We start from the raw sequence: 17,836 nt of genomic DNA, 5'->3' as shown, positions 1-17,836 counted from the left end.
AGGAGTGCTGTCACGCCGATCACGTTTTCGGAGGCAGGCAGGAGCTGATGCCCCCTGGCTAGCGGGGGAGCCGCGGTGTAAGGGTCAGGAGGACGGCTTCCGGCCGGCAGGCGAAGCGGACGGGAGCGAAACGGGAGGTGCCGATGCCCGCCGAGACGTTGAGGGGCACCGATCGGCCCTCGTGGTCCCACTGCGTGAGTCCCCGCGCACGCCAGGTGGGCAGATCACAGTTGCTCAGCAGCGCTCCGTAGCGGGGCACGCAGACCTGGCCGCCGTGCGTGTGGCCCGCGAGCATCAGGTCCGCGCCGTCCGCCGTGAAGTAGTCGAGGACGCGCTGGTAGGGGGCGTGAGCGACAGCCACCCGGAGGTGGGGCGCCTCGGCGGACGTGCTGCTCCCCGAGGGGTAGCCCGCGTACCGGTCACGGTCGAGGTGCGGGTCATCCACCCCCGTGAAGTCGATCCGCATGTTCCTGAAGCCGATCGACTGCGACCGGTTCGTGAGGTCCACCCAGCCGGCGGCGCCGAACGCGCTGAACATGTCCTTCCAGGGAAGGTCCCGCCGCTCGAACTCCTTCGGCGGGATGGACGGACCGGCGAAGTACCGCAGCGGGTTCTTGACCACCGGCGCGTAGTAGTCGTTGGAGCCGGGCACGAAGACGCCCGGCACCTTCAGGAGCGGCTCCAGTGCCTCGAGCAGCGGCCCGACGGCCTTCCTGTGACTGAGGTTGTCCCCGGTGTTGACCACGAGGTCGGGTTTCAGGCCCGCGAGGCCGTGCAGCCAGTCGGCCTTCGACCTCTGGCCCGGCACCATGTGGATGTCCGAGAGATGCAGGACCCGCAGGGTCGACGCACCCGGAGGCAGGATGGGCAGCGTTTCTGTCCGCACCTCGTAGAGCGTGCGCTCCACGGCGGCGGCGTAGCCGAGGGTTGCTGCTGCGGCGGTCAGGGTGAGACCGGCGGCCCAGCCGAGCGTGGCCCCGCTCCGGGATGTGTGGGTCGATGTCACGCTAGCCGTTTCCTCCATTGCCGTTGCTGCCGGCGTCCCCGGTATTTCCTCCAGTGGTACCACCCAGGACGCCACCGGTGCCAGTTCCGCCGTTGTTCGAGGTGCTGTCCGAACGGTTCGGGTTGCCGAATTGGGAGGTGCTCGTTCGCTGCCGCGTGGTGAGCATGCTGGCCGGAGGGTTCTCGAAGGGCGCACCGACGTAGAGTCCGGGGATCTGCCGCATGAACCGGGCCCAGGAGGGGGCGGCGATCAGGGAGCCGTCGATCTCGGGGTAGACCTGACCTCCGATCTGGAGGCCACCCAGTCCGCTGTTCGCGCCCTCGCCCTGCCAGTTCCCGATCCAGCTGGCCGTCACCATGCCCGAGTTGTAGCCCATGAACCACGTCTGGGACCGCGCGTCGTTGGTACCGGTCTTGCCCGCCATGGGGATGTCGCCGTACTCGAGGAGCTGGCCGGAACCTTCGGACATGACGCGCTGCGTCGCGTAGTTCACGCCGTGCGCCACGTCCGCGGGAATCTTGCGATCGCAGTCGACGGCAGGGACGGGGTAGCTGGTGCCGTCGACGGCGGTGACGTCCGTCAGTGCGCGAGGTTCGCAGACGATGCCGTCGTTGGCGAACCCCGAGTAGGCCGTGGCCATGGACATGGGAGCAGCCTCACCGCCGCCACCGATCAGGGCCGATGGGTCGATGATGAACTGCTCCTCCTGGCCACTCGAGCTCTTCGCCTGATGCACACCGAGGTCGTACGCGATGTCGCGGATGCGGCAAAGGTCGAGCTCGCGTGCTGAGGACATCGTGATGGTGTTGAGCGACTGCGCCAGTCCCTCGAGGACCGTCGTATTGCGGTAGTTGACGTCGCCGTAGTTCTGCGGGGTGTAGCCGTCTTCCTCGAAGATCGTGAACTCGCCGCCCTCGGCGCAGCTCGCCTCCCATTCGTCGCCTTGCGGGTAGGTCCGCTTGCTTCCGTTGACCACCTGGTTGAGTGACCGTCCGTCCTCGAGCCAGGCGGCCACGGTGAAGGGCTTGTACGTGGATCCTGGCTGGAAACCGCCACCGCCGCCGAGGCTCTTGCTCGGATCGCCGCCGTCGAACTGGTCCACGTTGAAGTTCAGGACCGTGTTGCCCTGGGCCAGCTCCGGGTTGTAGCGCGTGTTCTGGGCCATGGACAGGATATTTCCGGTCTTCGGGTCCAGGCTCAGCATGGTGTGCCCCACCTTGCCGTCCGTCGTGTCGGGGTTCGCCGTCTCGTTCACCGCGGTCTGCGCTGCGCTCTGCACGCGGGGATCGAGCGTGGTCTTGATCGTCAACCCCGAGCGGTAGAGGACGTTCTCCCGCTCGTCGATGGTCTCGCCGTACGCCGGATCGTTCATGATCAGGTGCGTCACGTAGTCGCAGAAGTAGGGGGCCTGGGCCGCGCCCACGCACCCGCTGATCGTCGGAGTGACGTTCAGGCCGAGATCCGTGACGATCGCGGCGTCGTGCTCTTCCTGCGTGATCTTGCCGCGGGTCAGCATCGCGTCGATCACCAGGTTGCGCCGCTCCAGGGCGCGCTCCGGATTCTCGGTGGGGCTGTAGTAGGTCGGGCCGTTGACCACACCCGCGAGGAGGGCGCTCTGTTGGATGTTGAGGTCCTTCGCGTCCACATCGAAAAAGTACTTCGAGGCGGCCTGGATGCCGTAGCTGGTTCCGCTGAACTGGACGATGTTGAGGTAACCCTCGAGGACCTCGTCCTTCGAGAGTTCCTTCTCGACGGCGATGGCCAGCTTCATCTCGCGGAGCTTGTCACCCACGGACTTCCCTTGGCCGTTGAATGTCACGGTCCCGCCGTTCTGGCGGGCGGTGTCGTTCAGGACGTTGGTGACGAACTGCTGGGTCAGGGTCGAGGCGCCGCGGCTGGTCCCGCTCGACACGTTGCTCGCGATGGCTCCCATGATGCCCTCGAGGTCCACGCCGCCGTGCTCGTAGAACCGGTAGTCCTCGATCGCGATCAGGGTGTCCTTCATGGTGGGCGAGACCTGGTCGAGCGTGACGGGCTGGCGGTTCTCCTCGTACAGCGTCGCGATCAGGGAATCGTCCGCGGCCAGGATCCTCGTCGGCTGGGCGAGCGCTTCGCGCTCCAGCTCCACCGGGAGTTCCTCGAAGAACTGGATGGAGGCCGATGCCCCCGTACCGGCGGCAGCCGCCACCGGGACGAGGAGACCTGCGGCGAGCACGCCCGCGAGTCCACTGATTCCGAGGAATGCAATGATCTTGCCGAGAGTGGTAGCCGTGTCGAAGAGAGGGGATTTGCGCGCAGCCATTATTCCAGTTTACAAGCACCCGCTACGCTTTCCCCATGAAGAAATGGGAGTACTCCACGATTCCGCTGATCATCCACGCCACCAAGCAGATCCTCGATCAGTGGGGCGAGGACGGCTGGGAGCTCGTGCAGGTGGTTCCCGGACCCGACGGGAAGGGTCTCGTGGCGTATCTCAAGAGGGAGAAGAGCTAGCGGTGTCTGCTGCAGATCCGGTTGTTTCCGCGGTCGAAGGGCGGTTGTCCGAACGGGGCATCACCCTGCCGGCCGTCGTGCCCCCGCTCGCCTCATACGTTCCCGCCGTGATCTCCGGCAACCACGTCTTCACCTCGGGGCAACTCCCGATGATTGACGGCAAACTCCCAGCTTCCGGCAAGGTCGGGACACAGGACGGCAACGTGGACCCGGAGGCTGCTGCGCGGCTCGCCGCCACCTGCGCCGTCAACGCGCTCGCCGCGATCAAGGGCCAGATCGGCGATCTCGACCGCATCACGCGCATCGTGAAGGTCGTCGGGTTCGTCGCGTCCGATCCCTCCTTCACCGGGCAGCCCGGCGTCATCAACGGGGCGTCCGATCTGCTGGGCGCCGTGCTCGGCGACGCCGGTGTCCATGCCCGGTCCGCTGTCGGTGTCTCGGTCCTCCCTCTCGACTCGCCCGTCGAGGTCGAGATCATCGCGGAGTTCGTCTAGGCCGTGGACCGTCTCTGCACCAGGCTCTTCCCCGTGCCTCCGGATCAGCGCACCGCCGCGCAGAGCTGGATCGATCACGGTGACCGCACGCCGCTCAAGGCCCGTGCGGCGTCGTCCGTGGTCCTGTTGCGCGACTCGGCGGTGGGTACCGAGGCCTACCTGACCTACCGCCGCGGCCAGTCGCCGCTCGGAGTCATCGGTTTCCCGGGCGGAAGCATCGACGAGTCCGACGACGACGACGTCGCCTGGTACGGGCCGACCCCGTCGATGTGGGCGAAGACGCTCGGGCTCGACGACCACCGTGCCGCACGTCGTCACGTGCTGTGCGCGATCCGCGAACTGTTCGAGGAGACCGGGGTCCTGCTCGCGGGTCCTGATGCGTCCTCGCTGATCGAGGGCACACAGGCCAGGGAGTGGATGAAGGCGCGGGAGGCCATCAACGAGGGGGAGTGCCGCTTCGCGGACATCCTCTCCCGCCGCGGGCTGGGCGTGCGGACCGATCTCATCAAACCGCTCTCGCACTGGCTGACGCCCGATTTCGCGCACCGCCGTTTCGACACCCACTACTTCGCCGCGGCTCAGCCCGTGAACCAGGAACCCAGCATCCTCGGGAGCAAGGGGATCTGGGGCCAGTGGCGGTGGGCCGCCCGGGAGATCGCGGACCGCGACACCACGAGGCTCGGCGACGAGGTCGCCCAGCCGAACACGGTGGGTCGCACGCTCAGCGATCTCGCCGTACCTGCCGTCGAGATCATCCTGGAGAAGATCGGCTCCTCGCGCGGATGCATCGCGTATCTGTCGCACAAGCGTCCCGTGAAGGTCTACCACCCCGAGCTGGCGCAGCTCGACGGTGATCTCATGCTGCAGGTCGAGTGCCCCAAGCTGACCGAGGGCGGAGTGCAGCGGGGGCGCTGATCGCACAGAGGGCACCCGCCGATCGGCAGGTGCCCTCCGTGCTGGAATCGCGCGCGGTCAGCGGCTCCGCTGGCGCAGCCGCTGAATGTCCAGGATGACCACGGCGCGTGCCTCGAGGCGGAGCCAGCCGCGCTGCACGAACTCGGCGAGGGCCTTGTTGACCGTCTCGCGCGAGGCCCCGACGAGCTGCGCGAGTTCTTCCTGCGTGAGTTCGTGCGCCACGAGGATGCCGTCGGTCGCCGGGCGGCCGAAGCGGTCCGCGAGGTCCAGGAGGGCCTTCGCGACGCGGCCGGGGACATCCGAGAACACCAGATCCGCGAGCGACTCGTTGGTGCGGCGCAGTCGGCGGGCCAGAGCCTGCAGCAACTGGGCGGACACCTCGGGTCGCGTCTCGAGCAGCGTCCGCAGGTTCTCGTTCTTCAGGCCGGCGAGGCGCGTCTCCGAGACGGCCGTCGCCGTCGCCGTCCGTGGGCTCGGATCGAACAGGGCCATCTCACCGAACAGCTCGCCCGGGCCGAGGATCGCGAGGAGGTTCTCGCGGCCGTCCTGCGCCGTCCGGCCCAGCTTGATCTTGCCGGAGACGATGAAGTAGAGCTGGTCGCCCTGGTCGCCCTCACGGAAGACCGAGGAACCGCGGGGGAGGTCCACCTCGATCAGCTCATCCGTCAGTGCGGCGAAGACATCGTCTCCCAGTGATGCGAAGAGGGGCGCCCGGCGCAGTACCTCGATGTCCATGAATTCTCCTGATGTGTCTGTGATGCGTCGATCCGCGGTGGTCCGCGCTGTCTTCTCCTGTCCATCTTGCCGTACCGGAGCAGATGTGACGACTGATACACGACGGATCCGCGCCGGGCCCTTGCTGATGCCCGCCCGGTGGGGTGTATCACGGGGTGCCGGGATGTCCAGCTCCCACGGTCCTCCCATGCTTCGCCCGTAGACTCATCCGCAGTGCCGGACTGCGATCGTCCTTGCCGGTGTCTATAGCCAGGGGAGAACGTTCGTGCCGGAATTCAGCCTCGAGGGGTTCACTCTCCTCGACCTCGTCCTGGTGGTGGTGCTTCTCGGGTACCTCGTGGCGGGCCTCCGGAACGGGTTCCTCGTGACGCTCGGGGGGATCGTGGGCTTCGTCGCGGGAGCCGTTGCCGCCTTCTTCGCCATCCCGCTCGTCTCCGGTTGGGTGCCCGACGCACCATGGCGCCTGATCGCGGTCATCGCGACCGTGATCGTCCTCGTGATCGTCGGGCAGAGCGTCGGATCCGCGCTGGGTGCCTCGATCCGCCGTTGGTCGGACTTCCCGCCACTGCGCGTGATCGACCGTCTTCTCGGCGGAGTGGTGAACGTCGTCGTCGCGGCGCTCGTACTCTCGATGCTGGCCTTCAGCGTCAGTTCCCTCGGGGTCCCGTTCCTCTCCCAGCAGCTCGCCGCCTCGCAGGTGATCCGCGGCATCGACACCGCGACCCCTGGCCCGGTGCGGACCTGGATGGCCCAGCTGCGCACCCTCGCCGTCGACGACGGCATCCCGACCATCCTCGAGAGCGTGGGGCCGGTCGCCCCCGCCGAGGTGCCGGATGCGTCGGTCGATACGCCCGAGCTGGCCGCAGCAGCCTCGTCGGTGGTCCGCATCACCGGCACCGCGTTCCAGTGCGGGCAGAACCAGACCGGCTCGGGGTTCGTCGTCGCGCCCGATCGCGTGGTGACCAACGCGCACGTGGTCGCGGGTGTCGACGAGCCGGTCGTCGAGGTGCCGGGGGCGGGCGCCCTGCCGGGCCGCGTCGTGAGCCTCGATACCGCGCGCGATATCGCCGTGATCGCCGTCGAGGGCCTGCCTGCCGCGGCCCTTCAGCTCGGTGACGACCTCGACAACGGTGCGACGGCGGCCTTCGCCGGGTACCCTGCCGGCGGGCCGTACCGTATCCAGCCCGCGAGCGTGCAGAACCTCTCCCCGGTCCTCGTGAACAACATCTACGGAGCGGACCCCCAGCCACTGCAGGTGTACAGCCTCGCCGCGAACGTGCAGCAGGGCAATTCGGGCGGTCCCCTGCTCGATCTGCAGGGCCGGGTCACGGGTGTCGTCTTCGCGAAGTCCACAGCCAACGCCCCTGTCGGCTACGCGCTGTCGCTCGAGGAGTTGCGTCCCATCGCAGAATCCGCGCCCCAGCTGAACGACGCCGTCTCCGCCGGTCAGTGCACGCGCGGCTGAGGGGCACGCTGTTAGGCTTTCACCTCGTGTCCGTCTCCTGCCCGAGGTGAAACCGTGTCCGACGCACCAGCCGAGCCCCCTGTCGGGGGGCGCATGGCACTGCCCCCGGTCTTCATGTACCACTCGATCAGCCCGTCGACCCTGCCGGACCCCTACCGCCTCCGGGTGCACCCGAACCGTCTGGACCGCCATCTGCGGTTGCTGCGCAGACTCGGCCTGCGCGGGGTGTCGCTGTCGGAGCTGCTGCGTGCCCACGAGCGCGGGGCAGCGCGCCGCCTGGTCGGACTCACCTTCGACGACGGGTACACCGACTACGTCGATCACGCCCTCCCGGTCCTCCGGCGGCACGGCATGACCAGCACGCTGTATGCGGTCGCCGGACGCCTGGGCGGAACCAACGAGTGGGACGACGGCCCGCGGCTCGGCCTCATGGACGCCGATCAGTTCCGGGCGGTGGCGGCCGCCGGTCACGAAATCGGCAGCCACACCATGACCCACCAGCACCTCGGCGGGGCCGATGCCGAGGTGCTCCGCGCCGAGATCGGCGGCAGCCGCGACGCCCTGCAGGACATCCTGCAGGCCGAGGTCACGAGTTTCTGCTATCCCTACGGAGAGTTCGACGCGGCCGCGGCAGAGGCCGTCCGGGCAGCCGGTTACGACCACGGCTGCGTGATCGGCGACTACCGGCCGGGCGACCGGTACACGCTGCCGCGCTGCTACGTGAGTCCCCGGGACACCTTCGCCCACCTGATAGCGCGCATGGTGCGCCACGAGCTGCGCCTGCGCCTCTGACCCCGGAGCCGGCCCGGCGCGATGGTCCGCTGCGGCGGCCGCCCGGTGCTAGAGCCACTCGATCGACTGACCGTGGGGTCCGGTGCGGGCCACCGTGGTGCCGTTGTGCTGCAGCACGAACCTGCCATCCGCCTCGCCCGGTGCCTTCTCCATCGCCCCGGCCACGCCGGCGAGCGTGCCGTAGCCCTCGTGGGAGAGCCAGTGGACCGGCCTGGCACGGCTGCCTGCCAGGCGCTGCATGGTGTCGCGGAAGCGTGCGCGCCCGGCCGGGTCGAGATAGGCGAGCACGGCACTGTGGAACACGACGACGACGGCGTCCGTCGGCGCCCGCTCCACGAGCGGTTCGACCTCGTCGTTGAGGTCACCCCGGACGAGCAGGGGCGGGTCGGCGCGGATGAGGGCCAGGGCGGCGCGGAGCCGTTCGGCACGGAAGGCATGCTCCGGCCAGACGAGCGCCTCGAGCCAGCGGACGTCGTCGTCGTTCCCGGCATCCAGCGGGTTCAGGTCGATCCCCGCCCGCCAGACCACGTCGGGGAGGGCGGCAGGGAGCGGTACCCCACCCGCCGTCGAGCAGGCGAGAGGCGGTACGGCGGACCCGCCGTCGGGTGCAAGCCGCCGTCCGGGCGTGTAGTCGTACGCGTAGCGGTCCGGGTAGAGGCAGGCTCCGGCCGACGCCCCCACCTCGATCAGTGCCAGCGGCCGGCCCTCGTCGGCGCTGATCGCCGCGAGCGAGGGGAGCAGGACGGCGCAGCGCCCGGCCTCGTTCGTCTGGGTGGTACGCCGCATCATGACCTGGCTGATGGCACTCCAGTGGGCGACGACGAACGGGCGGAAGGTGCCGTAGTCCCCGAGGGGAGCCCCGACGAAGCGGGCGGCCGCGAGGAAGAGCACGGGTTGGCGGCGGGCCGGCGGAAGCGTGTCGAGCAGGGCGAGGACCTCGCCATCCGTGCTGACACCGGAGCACCAGTCGTCGTAGAGCGGGGAGTAGCCGCGCGCCTCGAGCTCCGCGAAGCGGCTGTAGCGGTCGGCGGTCGCCGTTTCTGCTGCGGTCATCGGTCCTCCGGTTACACGGACATTTCCGGCTCGTCACCACCGGGTGCGCGGGCGGTCGTGATGCCAAATCGTAACCACTGATCGCCGGGAAATGCGGCTCGCCGCCGTCGTGGAAGTTAGGCTCGTCACACGGATCAGCGCGGTCGCCGCTGTGATCCCCATGGATACCGGTAGATCCGGTAGGAATCACTCGTTCACCAGGGAGCAACACATGTCCAACCGAGGCACATCCGTGCGCGGCTCTGCCGCAAGGAAACGCGCGGCGCTCACAGCAGGGGTCTCCATCGCAGCACTCCTCCTGACCGGCTGCGTGCAGAGCCAGCGCGAGGAGAACACCGGCGCCGAGGGCGATTCCGCCGTCGATTCGACCTTCGTCTTCGCCGCGTCGTCCGATCCGAAGTCGCTGGACCCGGCCTTCGCCAGCGATGGCGAGTCCTTCCGCGTCAGCCGCCAGATCTTCGAGGGCCTGGTGGGCGTGGAACCCGGCACCGCCGACCCCGCGCCGTTGCTCGCGGAGTCCTGGGAGACCGCCGAGGACGGACTGTCCACGGTCTTCCAGCTCAAGGAGGGCGTGACCTTCCACGACGGCACGCCGTTCGACGCCGAGGCCGTCTGCTTCAACTTCGACCGCTGGTACAACTGGACCGGCATCCAGCAGGCCGAGACCACCTCGTACTACTACGGCTCGCTCTTCCGCGGGTTCGCGGACAGCCCCGAGGACGCCGTCTACGAGTCCTGCGAGGCCAACGGTGACAACGAGGTCACCATCAACCTCGCCAAGCCGTTCGCAGGCTTCATCGCCGCGCTGTCACTTCCCGCCTTCGCCATGCAGAGCCCCACGGCGCTGGAGGAGTACTCGGCGGACGAGATCGGCGGAACCGCCGAGGCACCCTCGCTCAGCGAGTACGCGCTCGGGCATCCGGTCGGAACCGGTCCCTTCAAGTTCGACTCCTGGAACGTCGGGCAGCAGCTCGAGATCTCGATCTACGACGACTACTGGGGCGACAAGGGCCAGATCGCCAAGACGATCTTCCGCATCATCGACGATCCCCAGGCGCGCCGCCAGGCCCTCGAGGCCGGCACGATCGACGGGTACGACCTCGTGGCGCCCGCGGACACGCAGTCCCTCAAGGACGCCGGGTACAACATCACCCCGCGCGACCCCTTCACCATCCTCTACCTGGGCATGAACCAGGCCATCCCCGAGCTCGCGGATCCGAAGGTCCGCGAGGCCATCGCCCACGCGATCGACAAGGAAGCCCTCGTGGCGCAGACCCTCCCTGAGGGAACGAAGGTCGCCACGCAGTTCATCCCCGAGGTCGTCGACGGCTACAACGAGGACGTCACCACCTACGAGTACGACCCCGAGCGCGCCAAGGAACTGCTGGCGGAGGCCGGCTATCCCGACGGCTTCGAGGTCACGTTCAACTACCCGACGAACGTCTCACGCCCGTACATGCCCACTCCGGAGCAGGTCTTCACCAACCTCCAGGCACAGCTCAGCGACGTCGGAATCACCGTCACGCCCGCTCCCGCCGCATGGTCGCCCGACTACCTGAACCAGGTCCAGGGCACGCCCGACCACGGTCTGCACCTCCTCGGGTGGACCGGCGACTACAACGACACCGACAACTTCATCGGCGTGTTCTTCGGGCAGGAGAAGCTCGAATTCGGCTTCGACAACCCGGAGCTGTTCTCGGCCCTCGACGAGGCACGCGGCATCAGCGACCGCGAGCAGCAGACGGAGCTGTACAAGGACATCAACGAGCAGATCGCCGAGTTTAACCCGGCCATCCCGCTCGCGCACCCCGCCCCGTCGCTCGCCTTCGCCCCCCGCGTCACCTCGTACCCGGCGAGCCCCGTCAACGACGAGGTCTTCACCGAGATCGAGTTGAGCGAGTAGCAAGCAGTACCCGCATGGAGCCGGTCCCCTTCGGGGGACCGGCTCCATCGTGCTGTACACCCCCTGCCCGGCCGCGGCCGGTCAACCGGAAGGATCCACGCGAGTGTTACGCGTCATCGGTAAACGGATAGCCCTGCTGATACCCACCCTGATCGGGCTGTCCATCCTGCTCTTCCTGTGGGTGCGGAGCCCGCCCGGCGGGCCCGCGACCGCCCTGCTCGGGGAGAAGGCCACGCCTGAGGCGATCGCCCGGGTCAACGAGCTCTACGGCTTCGACCGTCCCCTGCTCACGCAGTACCTGACCTATGTGGGCCGGTTGCTGCAGGGCGATTTCGGCGTCTCCATCAACACGGGCCGGCCGGTACTCGAGGAGTTCGCCACGCGCTTCCCCGCCACGCTGGAACTGACCGTCGTCGCCCTCGTCTTCGCGATCGGCGTCGGGGTGCCCCTCGGCTACTTCGCGGCCCGGTACTACGGCCGGTTCCTCGACCACAGCTCCGTGGTGCTCAGCCTCGTCGGGATCACCGTGCCGGTCTTCTTCCTGGCCTTCATCCTGAAGTACATCTTCGCCATCCAGTGGGGCATCCTGCCCCCGGACGGGCGGCAGAACCCCCGCATCGACGCCACTCATGTCACGGAGTTCTATGTCCTCGACGGCATGCTCACGGGTGAGTACGACGCCGCGTGGGATGCCTTCCTGCACCTCATCCTCCCGGGGCTGGCCCTCGGTACCATCCCGCTGGCGATCATCGTGCGCATCACGAGGGCCTCGGTCCTGGAGGTGCAGAACGCCGACTACGTCCGCACCGCCCGCGCCAAGGGGCTGATGGAGCGCACCATCCGGGGGAGCTTCATCCTGCGGAACGCCATGCTGCCCGTCGTCACGACCATCGGCCTGCAGCTCGGCCTGCTGATCTCCGGCGCGGTGCTCACCGAGACGGTCTTCGCCTTCAACGGCATCGGCCGCTTCCTCCGGGATGCCATCTTCGGCCTGGACTACCCCGTGCTCCAGGGCTTCATCATCTTCATCGCGATCCTGTACGCCCTGATCAACCTGATCGTCGACCTGTCCTACTCCGTCATCGACCCGAGGGTGCGTGTGCAATGAGTGTCACTTTGCCAACCGGAGCCGGCGGACCGGCCGAGCCCACCGGCCCGAGCCTGGACTCCGGCCGTGGAACCGGGCTGTGGAAGGACGCCTTCCTCCGGCTGCGCCGCAATCCGCAGGCGATCGTCGGCGCCGTCATCATCGGATTGTTCCTGCTGGTGGCGATCCTCGCCCCGATCCTCGCGCCCTACGGAGGCAACGAGCTGCCGGGCCGCACGTCCATCACGCCGACCACCATCCCGGGGCCGGGGGAGATCGACGGTTTCCCGCTGGGCCTCGACCGCTTCGGCGGTGACGTCCTCAGCAAGCTCATCTGGGGCGCCCAGGCGTCGCTCCTGATCGGCGTCGTCTCGACGGCGCTGGGACTCGCGGGCGGCATGCTGCTGGGCGTCCTGGCCGGCGGTCTCGGCGGATGGGTGGACAACGTGATCATGCGCTTCGTCGACATCCTGCTGTCCGTGCCCAACCTGCTGCTCGCCGTCAGTATCGCGGCGGTGCTCGGCCAGAGCTCGTACGCGATCATGATCGCGATCGGTGTCTCGCAGATCCCGATCTTCGCGCGGCTCCTGAGGTCCTCGATGCTGTCGCAGCGGGGCGCGGACTACATCCTGGCGGCGCAGACGCTCGGCCTCAGCCGCCGGACCATCACCATGAGCCACCTGCTGCCGAACAGCATGGGGCCCGTGATCGTGCAGGCGACACTGACCCTGGCGACCGCCGTGATCGACGCCGCAGCGCTGTCCTTCCTGGGCCTCGGTGGCGGTCTCCCGCAGGCTGCGGAGTGGGGCCGCATGCTCACCTATGCTCAGGCCGAGCTCGCCGTGGCCCCGCAGCTGGCGTTCCTGCCGGGAGCCTGCATCGCCATCACGGCGCTCGGGTTCACGCTGCTCGGCGAATCCCTGCGTGAGGCGCTCGATCCGAAGACGCGCCGGAAGTAGCTCCACCGCACCCCTCGTGCACCATGCGTGCACGACGGCGGCCACCACCCGGGCGGGCGGTGGCCGCTCGCGTCTCCGCGGCGGGTACCGCGGCTCAGCGGCCGTGCCGGTCCAGCCGGTGCGGATCGATGACGAGGCCCTCGTCCCAGCCTCCCGCCACTGCTGCGGCCCGGTAGGTGGCCCGCAGGAACTCGAGGAGGACGGCGTCGGGGTCGGCGGCGGTACGCACGGCCTCGTAGGGCAGCAGGAACTGCCGGAAGTCGTCGCTGTAGAACGCCCCGTCCACACCGATCACCGTCTCCCGGTACCCGTCCGGTTCCGGGTAGGCGTACGAGTAGAAAGCGCCCTCCTCACCACCGCCGGCCCAGAAACCGCAGCTCGAGAGTTCATGCGAGTAGCCCTCCTCCATGACCCAGTCGGCGCAGTTCGGGGCGCCGCCGGGATGCGTCGGTGCGGGCCTGCCCGAGAAGCGCGTGCAGGCGAGATCCATCGCACCCCAGAAGAAGTGCACCGGACTGACCTTCCCGAGGAACTCCGACCGGAACCGCGTGATGACCCGTTCCGCCTGGATCAGTTGACGCCAGTAGGCGGCGACAGCGCCGGCGTCGTACGAGGCGTTCGCGTGATCCTCCGCGAACGGCGCGGCGGGCTCCACCTCCGTGGGGACGGGACGGATGGGCGCCTCGATCCCGAGCTCGGCCAGGGCCACCATGGTCCGGTCGTGGAACCGGGCGACGCTCTGCGGTTCGAGGGGCACGGCGCGGTCCTCGCCGGAACTGCTGCGGATCAGCAGGCGGTGCGCCACGACGTCGAACTCCAGGTCGAACATCCCGTTCCGGTACGGGATCGAGGACGTTCCGAGCCCGCGCGGCGTCACGTAGAGCGGCACCTGCCACCAGTGGTTGACGAGCGGGGCATGCACCATCCTGATCTTGCCGACCACCTGCAGCCACATGTGCAGCGTGGTCCGCGTGTCCTCCCATGCGTCGACGCGCAGCGCGGGCCATCCGTCCTCCGTCGTCGCCCCTGCCGTGTTCGCGGTTCCGCTCATGGTGTCCCCTGCCGTCCGGTCCGACTGCTGTTCCCGCCACTGTAGGCGCCGTGCCGACGCCTGTGCAGTCCATGACGCCGCGATGTCGGGCCGCCTTGCTAGGGTGGCCCGAACGGATCCCGGCCGAGGCGGTGCGCGTACGCAGTGCGCGCTCCTCTCCGGGGCTACCCCGGGGCACGCAGACCGACCAGCACACGGCGCCTCAGGCACCTGACTGCGCTTCGCGCAGCTCAGCGCCCGAACAGGAGGACAGGTCGGCCGGGATCCGTCGTGCGGCAGGACGAGTCCGACGAGCCGAGGGGGAGCCACGGACGGCAGGGGAACAGGGGACGACGGCGTGGTGTCCGACGAGCGTGGTCATCACCGGGGAAGCGACGGCGCGCCCGGTGCACCGGGACGCCCTGCGCTGATCTCACGTGCGACAGCGCCGACGTCGGCTGCTTCCCGAGCGCTGGCGCGCACGCCGGACCCGGGCACCGCGGGCCTCGCGCTGCTCCTCGCCGAGGCCTTCCTCGAGGCGTCCGCCTGGCAGCGTGAGGAGCTGGTGCGGGTCGGCGCGGAACTGCTCGGGGCCCGGCGTCGCTGGCTCGGCCCGCTGCTACGCGGTGTCCTCGGGGGCTACCCCCGGAGACCGGGCGGGGCGCCCCGGGAACTGGCCCGGTGGATCGAGGCACAGCCGGTCTTCGTCGAGGCCGTGTCGACGGCACGCGCCGCAGGACGGCCGATCGTCCCGGTGCGGTACCTCGTGGGGGAACGGGACGGGCCGAGGACGCCCGAAGACCCGGAGGCCTCCGAGGCGGAGTGCAGGGACCTCGCCTGGCTCGCCCGGGAGCTGGGACTGCCCCCGGGTGAGCTCGAGTGGTTCGCCGACACGCGCCACTGGAACCGTCGCGCCGGCCTGCTGCTGCAGCACTACCGGTATGTCTGGCGGTCCCGGCCCGGTCGGGTCCCGCGCCTCCTCGAGGTGCCCGGTATCCGGCTTCGGACGGTGCAGCGCCGTGTCCTCGACCGGCACCTCCTCCCGATCCCGCTGCATCCAGCGGCCCACGGATTCGTGCCCGGTCGCAGTGCTCGAAGCGGCGCTACGCTGCACACCGGTTCCGCCGTCGTGATCACGCTCGACCTCGTCTCGTTCTTCGCCCGCGTGACGCCCGGCCGCGTGTTCGGCGTGTTCCGGCAGGCCGGCTACCCGGAGGCCACGGCGCATGTCCTCACCGGGCTGTGCACGCACTCCGTGCCGGAGGCCGTTCTCCGGGCCATGCCCGACGGCGGCACCGCGGAGGAGCGCTTCGGTCTCACGCAGGCACTTCGGGCTCCCCACCTCCCGCAGGGGGCGCCGTCGTCGCCCGCACTCGCGAACCTGGCCGTCCGGCGTCTCGATGCGCGACTCACCGGCTGGGCCGAGGCGGCAGGCGGGGTCTATACGCGCTACGCCGATGACCTCGCGTTCAGCGGCCCGGCCGAACTGGCTCGGCGGGCCGATGCCTTCGTCCGGGGAGCGGACCGCATCGTCACCGCCGAGGGCCACGCGGTGAATCCGCGCAAGACGCGCGTGCGCGGCAGCAGCGTCCGCCAGTCCGTGACCGGAATCGTCGTCAACGCGCGCCCCAACGTCGCCCGGACCGAGTACGAGGTGCTGAAGGCGATCCTGCACAACTGCACGCTGCACGGGCCGGAGTCCCAGAGCCGCGGCCAGGGCGACTTCCGCTCGCACCTGGCGGGGCGCATCGCCTGGGTCTCCTCCCTGAATGCCCTGCGCGGGAAGAAGCTGCGCGACGCCTTCGAGCGGATCAGCTGGTGACCCGGTCTAGGAGGCCAGATCCTCGCCGATGTTGAGTTCGTTGCCGGGGATCGACGCGAGGAGCTTCCGCGTGTAGGGATGGCGGGGGTTCTGGAAGACCTCCTCGGAGCTGGCCGCTTCGACGAGCTCGCCGTCCTTCATGACGCACACGTAGTCCGAGATGAGGCGCACCACGGCGAGGTCGTGCGAGATGAAGAGGTAGCTGAGGCCCAGCTCCGACTGGAGGTCCCCGAGGAGCTTGAGGATCTGCGCCTGCACGAGGACGTCGAGCGCGGAGACCGGCTCGTCGCACACGATCAGCTCGGGCTGCAGGGCGAGGGCCCGTGCGATCGCGACGCGCTGCCGTTGCCCGCCCGAGAGTTCGGCCGGGTAGCGCCGCAGGGCGTTCTGGGGGAGGGACACCTGGTCCATGAGTTCACGGACGCGGGCCGACCGCTCCTTCTTCGAGCCGCGCCTGTAGGCGTTGAGCGGCTCCTCGACGATGCGCTCGATCGTGAACATCGGGTTCAGCGACGAGTACGGGTCCTGGAAGATGGGCTGCACGCGCTGCCGGAAATCGTTGAGCTGCGTCTTGTCGAGGGTGGCCACGTCCATGCCGTCGAACGTCATGGTGCCCGACGTCGGCTCGATCAGCTTGAGCAGCATCCGCGCCGTCGTCGTCTTGCCCGAGCCGGACTCGCCCACGATCGCGACGGTCTGGCCGCGGGGGACATCCAGCGTGACGTTCTTCGCCGCGTAGAAGTCCTCCTTGCTGCCACGCCGCTTGTAGACCTTCGTGAGATCGCGGATCTTCACGATGTTCACCGGCGGGGTGTGTGCTGCGGACCCGGGGGTGGGCGCCGTCGATCGGTCGGACGATGACGTGGCGGCGTGCGCGCCGGTTCCGGGGGTCGCTTCAGCGGTGGCCGCTTCAGGGCCGGCCGCCGATCCGCCTGCCGCGCCCTCATGGCCGGACCCGTGGTCCGCCGCATGCCGGGCGCCGTGTCCTGTCTCGTGTCCTGCCTCGTGCTCCTCGAAGGCGGCCTCTGCGAGCTTCAGGCGCGCAGCGGCGTCGGCGGTGAACGCGGCCGGGCGCAGCCGGACCGCGGCGACGCTGGGGGCGGCTCGGACGAGGGACTGCGTGTAGGGGTGCTGCGGGTCGTTGAGCAGCTGGTCGGCGGGACCCGTCTCGACGACACGGCCCCGGTGCATCACCACCAGCTGGGACGCCCGTTCGGCGGCGAGGCCGAGATCGTGGGTGATGAGGAGCACCGATGTGCCCAGCTGCTCGGTCATCGTGTCGATCTGATCGAGGATGGTGCGCTGCACGGTCACGTCCAGGGCGGACGTCGGCTCGTCGGCGATCAGCAGGCGCGGCTGGCAGGCGAGGCCGATGGCGATCAGGGCACGCTGGCGCATGCCGCCCGAGAACTCGTGGGGGTACTGCTTCGCGCGCTCGCCGGCGTCAGGGAGACCTGCTGCCGTGAGGACGTCGATGACGCGCTGCTTCACGTTCTTCTTCGTCGCCATGCCGTGGACCAGCAGTGTCTCGGCGACCTGCGTCCCGATCTTCGTCACGGGGTTCAGGTTGGACATCGGGTCCTGCGGGACGAGGCCGATGGCGCGGCCACGGATGGTCCGCATCTTCGCCTCGGACAGGTGCACGAGGTCCTGGCCTTCGAAGAGGATGCTCCCGGAGGTGACGCGGCCGTTTCCGGGCAGCAGGCCGATGCAGGCCATCGCCGTCGTCGACTTGCCCGAACCGGACTCGCCCACGATCGCGAGCGCGCTCCCGCGCTTCAGGGTGAAGCTGGCGTCTTCCACGGCCTGGACCTCGCCGTGCGTGGTCCGGAAGCTCACCGCCAGGTTCCGTACTTCGAGCAGGGGCGCGTCGAGGTTCTCGGGCTGGTCGGTCGCGTACCCGGCGGGAGTGATGTCCGTCATGGCACCATCGTGCCCTATGGCCGGGGTCATCCTCGCCCGACCGGCGCAGGGCGGGCTAACTTTTCGGGAACGATGCCCTGGGCAGCGCCCGGCCCCGGGCATCCGACGGAGCGGCAGGGTGCAGGCGAGCGAGGGATCGGCCGGGTTCGATCCGGCCGA

15 protein-coding genes are annotated in these 17,836 nt (G+C 69.1%); 9 read left to right on the top strand and 6 right to left on the bottom strand.

What is annotated here, in order from left to right:
- Positions 1–58: 58 nt before the first annotated feature.
- Positions 59–1,006: a metallophosphoesterase gene (locus FJV46_RS07770; protein ID WP_370684672.1), complete on the bottom strand. Its 948-nt coding sequence runs from the start codon at positions 1,004–1,006 to the stop codon at positions 59–61.
- Position 1,007: 1 nt separating this feature from the next.
- Positions 1,008–3,308, bottom strand: coding sequence for a transglycosylase domain-containing protein (locus FJV46_RS07765; RefSeq protein WP_087028350.1), 2,301 nt, complete (start codon positions 3,306–3,308; stop codon positions 1,008–1,010).
- A 35-nt stretch (positions 3,309–3,343) separates the two neighbouring features.
- On the opposite strand from FJV46_RS07765, the gene sp36 reads away from it, so the two are divergent.
- Genes sp36 through FJV46_RS07750 form a run of 3 tightly spaced genes read left to right on the top strand, consistent with a single transcriptional unit; the run spans position 3,344 to position 4,908 of the window.
- Positions 3,344–3,499 carry a Sp36 family protein gene (gene sp36, locus FJV46_RS07760; protein ID WP_087028348.1) on the top strand — a complete coding sequence of 52 codons (156 nt, stop codon included), beginning with the start codon at positions 3,344–3,346 and terminating at the stop codon, positions 3,497–3,499.
- Positions 3,500–3,501: 2 nt separating this feature from the next.
- On the top strand, positions 3,502–3,993 hold the full coding sequence (locus FJV46_RS07755; protein ID WP_087028346.1) for a RidA family protein: 492 nt from the start codon (positions 3,502–3,504) through the stop codon (positions 3,991–3,993).
- A gap of 3 nt (positions 3,994–3,996) precedes the next feature.
- On the top strand, positions 3,997–4,908 hold the full coding sequence (locus FJV46_RS07750; RefSeq protein WP_087028344.1) for an NUDIX hydrolase: 912 nt from the start codon (positions 3,997–3,999) through the stop codon (positions 4,906–4,908).
- A 57-nt stretch (positions 4,909–4,965) separates the two neighbouring features.
- On the opposite strand, the gene FJV46_RS07745 is transcribed toward FJV46_RS07750, so the two are convergent.
- Positions 4,966–5,643 carry a Crp/Fnr family transcriptional regulator gene (locus FJV46_RS07745; RefSeq protein WP_087028341.1) on the bottom strand — a complete coding sequence of 226 codons (678 nt, stop codon included), beginning with the start codon at positions 5,641–5,643 and terminating at the stop codon, positions 4,966–4,968.
- Between the two features lie 265 nt (positions 5,644–5,908).
- Between FJV46_RS07745 and FJV46_RS07740 the strand changes: the two genes are divergently transcribed.
- Both FJV46_RS07740 and FJV46_RS07735 read left to right on the top strand, forming a co-directional pair.
- Positions 5,909–7,108, top strand: coding sequence for a MarP family serine protease (locus FJV46_RS07740; protein WP_087028338.1), 1,200 nt, complete (start codon positions 5,909–5,911; stop codon positions 7,106–7,108).
- Between the two features lie 54 nt (positions 7,109–7,162).
- Complete coding sequence (locus FJV46_RS07735; protein ID WP_197715697.1) at positions 7,163–7,900, top strand: polysaccharide deacetylase family protein; 738 nt, start codon at positions 7,163–7,165, stop codon at positions 7,898–7,900.
- A 48-nt stretch (positions 7,901–7,948) separates the two neighbouring features.
- Here FJV46_RS07735 and FJV46_RS07730 read toward each other — a convergent pair whose 3' ends face one another.
- Complete coding sequence (locus FJV46_RS07730; RefSeq protein WP_087028335.1) at positions 7,949–8,953, bottom strand: DUF2332 domain-containing protein; 1,005 nt, start codon at positions 8,951–8,953, stop codon at positions 7,949–7,951.
- A gap of 211 nt (positions 8,954–9,164) precedes the next feature.
- Between FJV46_RS07730 and FJV46_RS07725 the strand changes: the two genes are divergently transcribed.
- The 3 genes from FJV46_RS07725 to FJV46_RS07715 all read left to right on the top strand — a co-directional run bounded on the left by FJV46_RS07725 (position 9,165) and on the right by FJV46_RS07715 (position 12,902).
- Positions 9,165–10,856 carry an ABC transporter substrate-binding protein gene (locus FJV46_RS07725; protein WP_087028333.1) on the top strand — a complete coding sequence of 564 codons (1,692 nt, stop codon included), beginning with the start codon at positions 9,165–9,167 and terminating at the stop codon, positions 10,854–10,856.
- Positions 10,857–10,959: 103 nt separating this feature from the next.
- Positions 10,960–11,964 (top strand): ABC transporter permease, encoded by a 1,005-nt coding sequence (locus FJV46_RS07720; RefSeq protein WP_087028331.1) that lies wholly within the window; start codon positions 10,960–10,962, stop codon positions 11,962–11,964.
- Entirely contained in the window at positions 11,961–12,902 is a 942-nt protein-coding gene (locus FJV46_RS07715) for an ABC transporter permease (protein ID WP_087028329.1), read from the top strand. The genes FJV46_RS07720 and FJV46_RS07715 overlap by 4 nt, the downstream gene beginning before the upstream one ends.
- 94 nt (positions 12,903–12,996) lie before the next feature.
- Here FJV46_RS07715 and FJV46_RS07710 read toward each other — a convergent pair whose 3' ends face one another.
- On the bottom strand, positions 12,997–13,953 hold the full coding sequence (locus FJV46_RS07710; protein WP_087028327.1) for a DUF5996 family protein: 957 nt from the start codon (positions 13,951–13,953) through the stop codon (positions 12,997–12,999).
- 337 nt (positions 13,954–14,290) lie between these two features.
- On the opposite strand from FJV46_RS07710, the gene FJV46_RS07705 reads away from it, so the two are divergent.
- The gene (locus tag FJV46_RS07705; protein ID WP_104150518.1) at positions 14,291–15,754 is read left to right on the top strand and encodes a reverse transcriptase family protein; all 1,464 of its coding nucleotides are present in this window, start codon (positions 14,291–14,293) and stop codon (positions 15,752–15,754) included.
- A gap of 6 nt (positions 15,755–15,760) precedes the next feature.
- Here FJV46_RS07705 and FJV46_RS07700 read toward each other — a convergent pair whose 3' ends face one another.
- On the bottom strand, positions 15,761–17,677 hold the full coding sequence (locus FJV46_RS07700) for a dipeptide ABC transporter ATP-binding protein (RefSeq protein WP_087028323.1): 1,917 nt from the start codon (positions 17,675–17,677) through the stop codon (positions 15,761–15,763).
- Positions 17,678–17,836 lie beyond the last annotated feature (159 nt).

Origin of the sequence: Arthrobacter agilis, assembly GCF_006494655.1 — a bacterium.
Lineage (GTDB): Bacteria > Actinomycetota > Actinomycetes > Actinomycetales > Micrococcaceae > Arthrobacter_D > Arthrobacter_D agilis.
The sequence above is the reverse complement of the archived record's forward strand: the minus strand, read 5'-3'. Positions and strand labels throughout refer to the sequence as shown.

What these genes read in the sequence shown, in the direction of transcription:
- FJV46_RS07710 (WP_087028327.1), bottom strand. Translation starts at nt 13,953, where the DNA reads ATGAGCGGAACCGCGAACACGGCAGGGGCGACGACGGAGGACGGATGG.
- FJV46_RS07715 (WP_087028329.1), top strand. Translation starts at nt 11,961, where the DNA reads ATGAGTGTCACTTTGCCAACCGGAGCCGGCGGACCGGCCGAGCCCACC.
- FJV46_RS07765 (WP_087028350.1), bottom strand. Translation starts at nt 3,308, where the DNA reads ATGGCTGCGCGCAAATCCCCTCTCTTCGACACGGCTACCACTCTCGGC.
- FJV46_RS07730 (WP_087028335.1), bottom strand. Translation starts at nt 8,953, where the DNA reads ATGACCGCAGCAGAAACGGCGACCGCCGACCGCTACAGCCGCTTCGCG.
- FJV46_RS07700 (WP_087028323.1), bottom strand. Translation starts at nt 17,677, where the DNA reads ATGACGGACATCACTCCCGCCGGGTACGCGACCGACCAGCCCGAGAAC.
- FJV46_RS07725 (WP_087028333.1), top strand. Translation starts at nt 9,165, where the DNA reads ATGTCCAACCGAGGCACATCCGTGCGCGGCTCTGCCGCAAGGAAACGC.
- sp36 (WP_087028348.1), top strand. Translation starts at nt 3,344, where the DNA reads ATGAAGAAATGGGAGTACTCCACGATTCCGCTGATCATCCACGCCACC.
- FJV46_RS07745 (WP_087028341.1), bottom strand. Translation starts at nt 5,643, where the DNA reads ATGGACATCGAGGTACTGCGCCGGGCGCCCCTCTTCGCATCACTGGGA.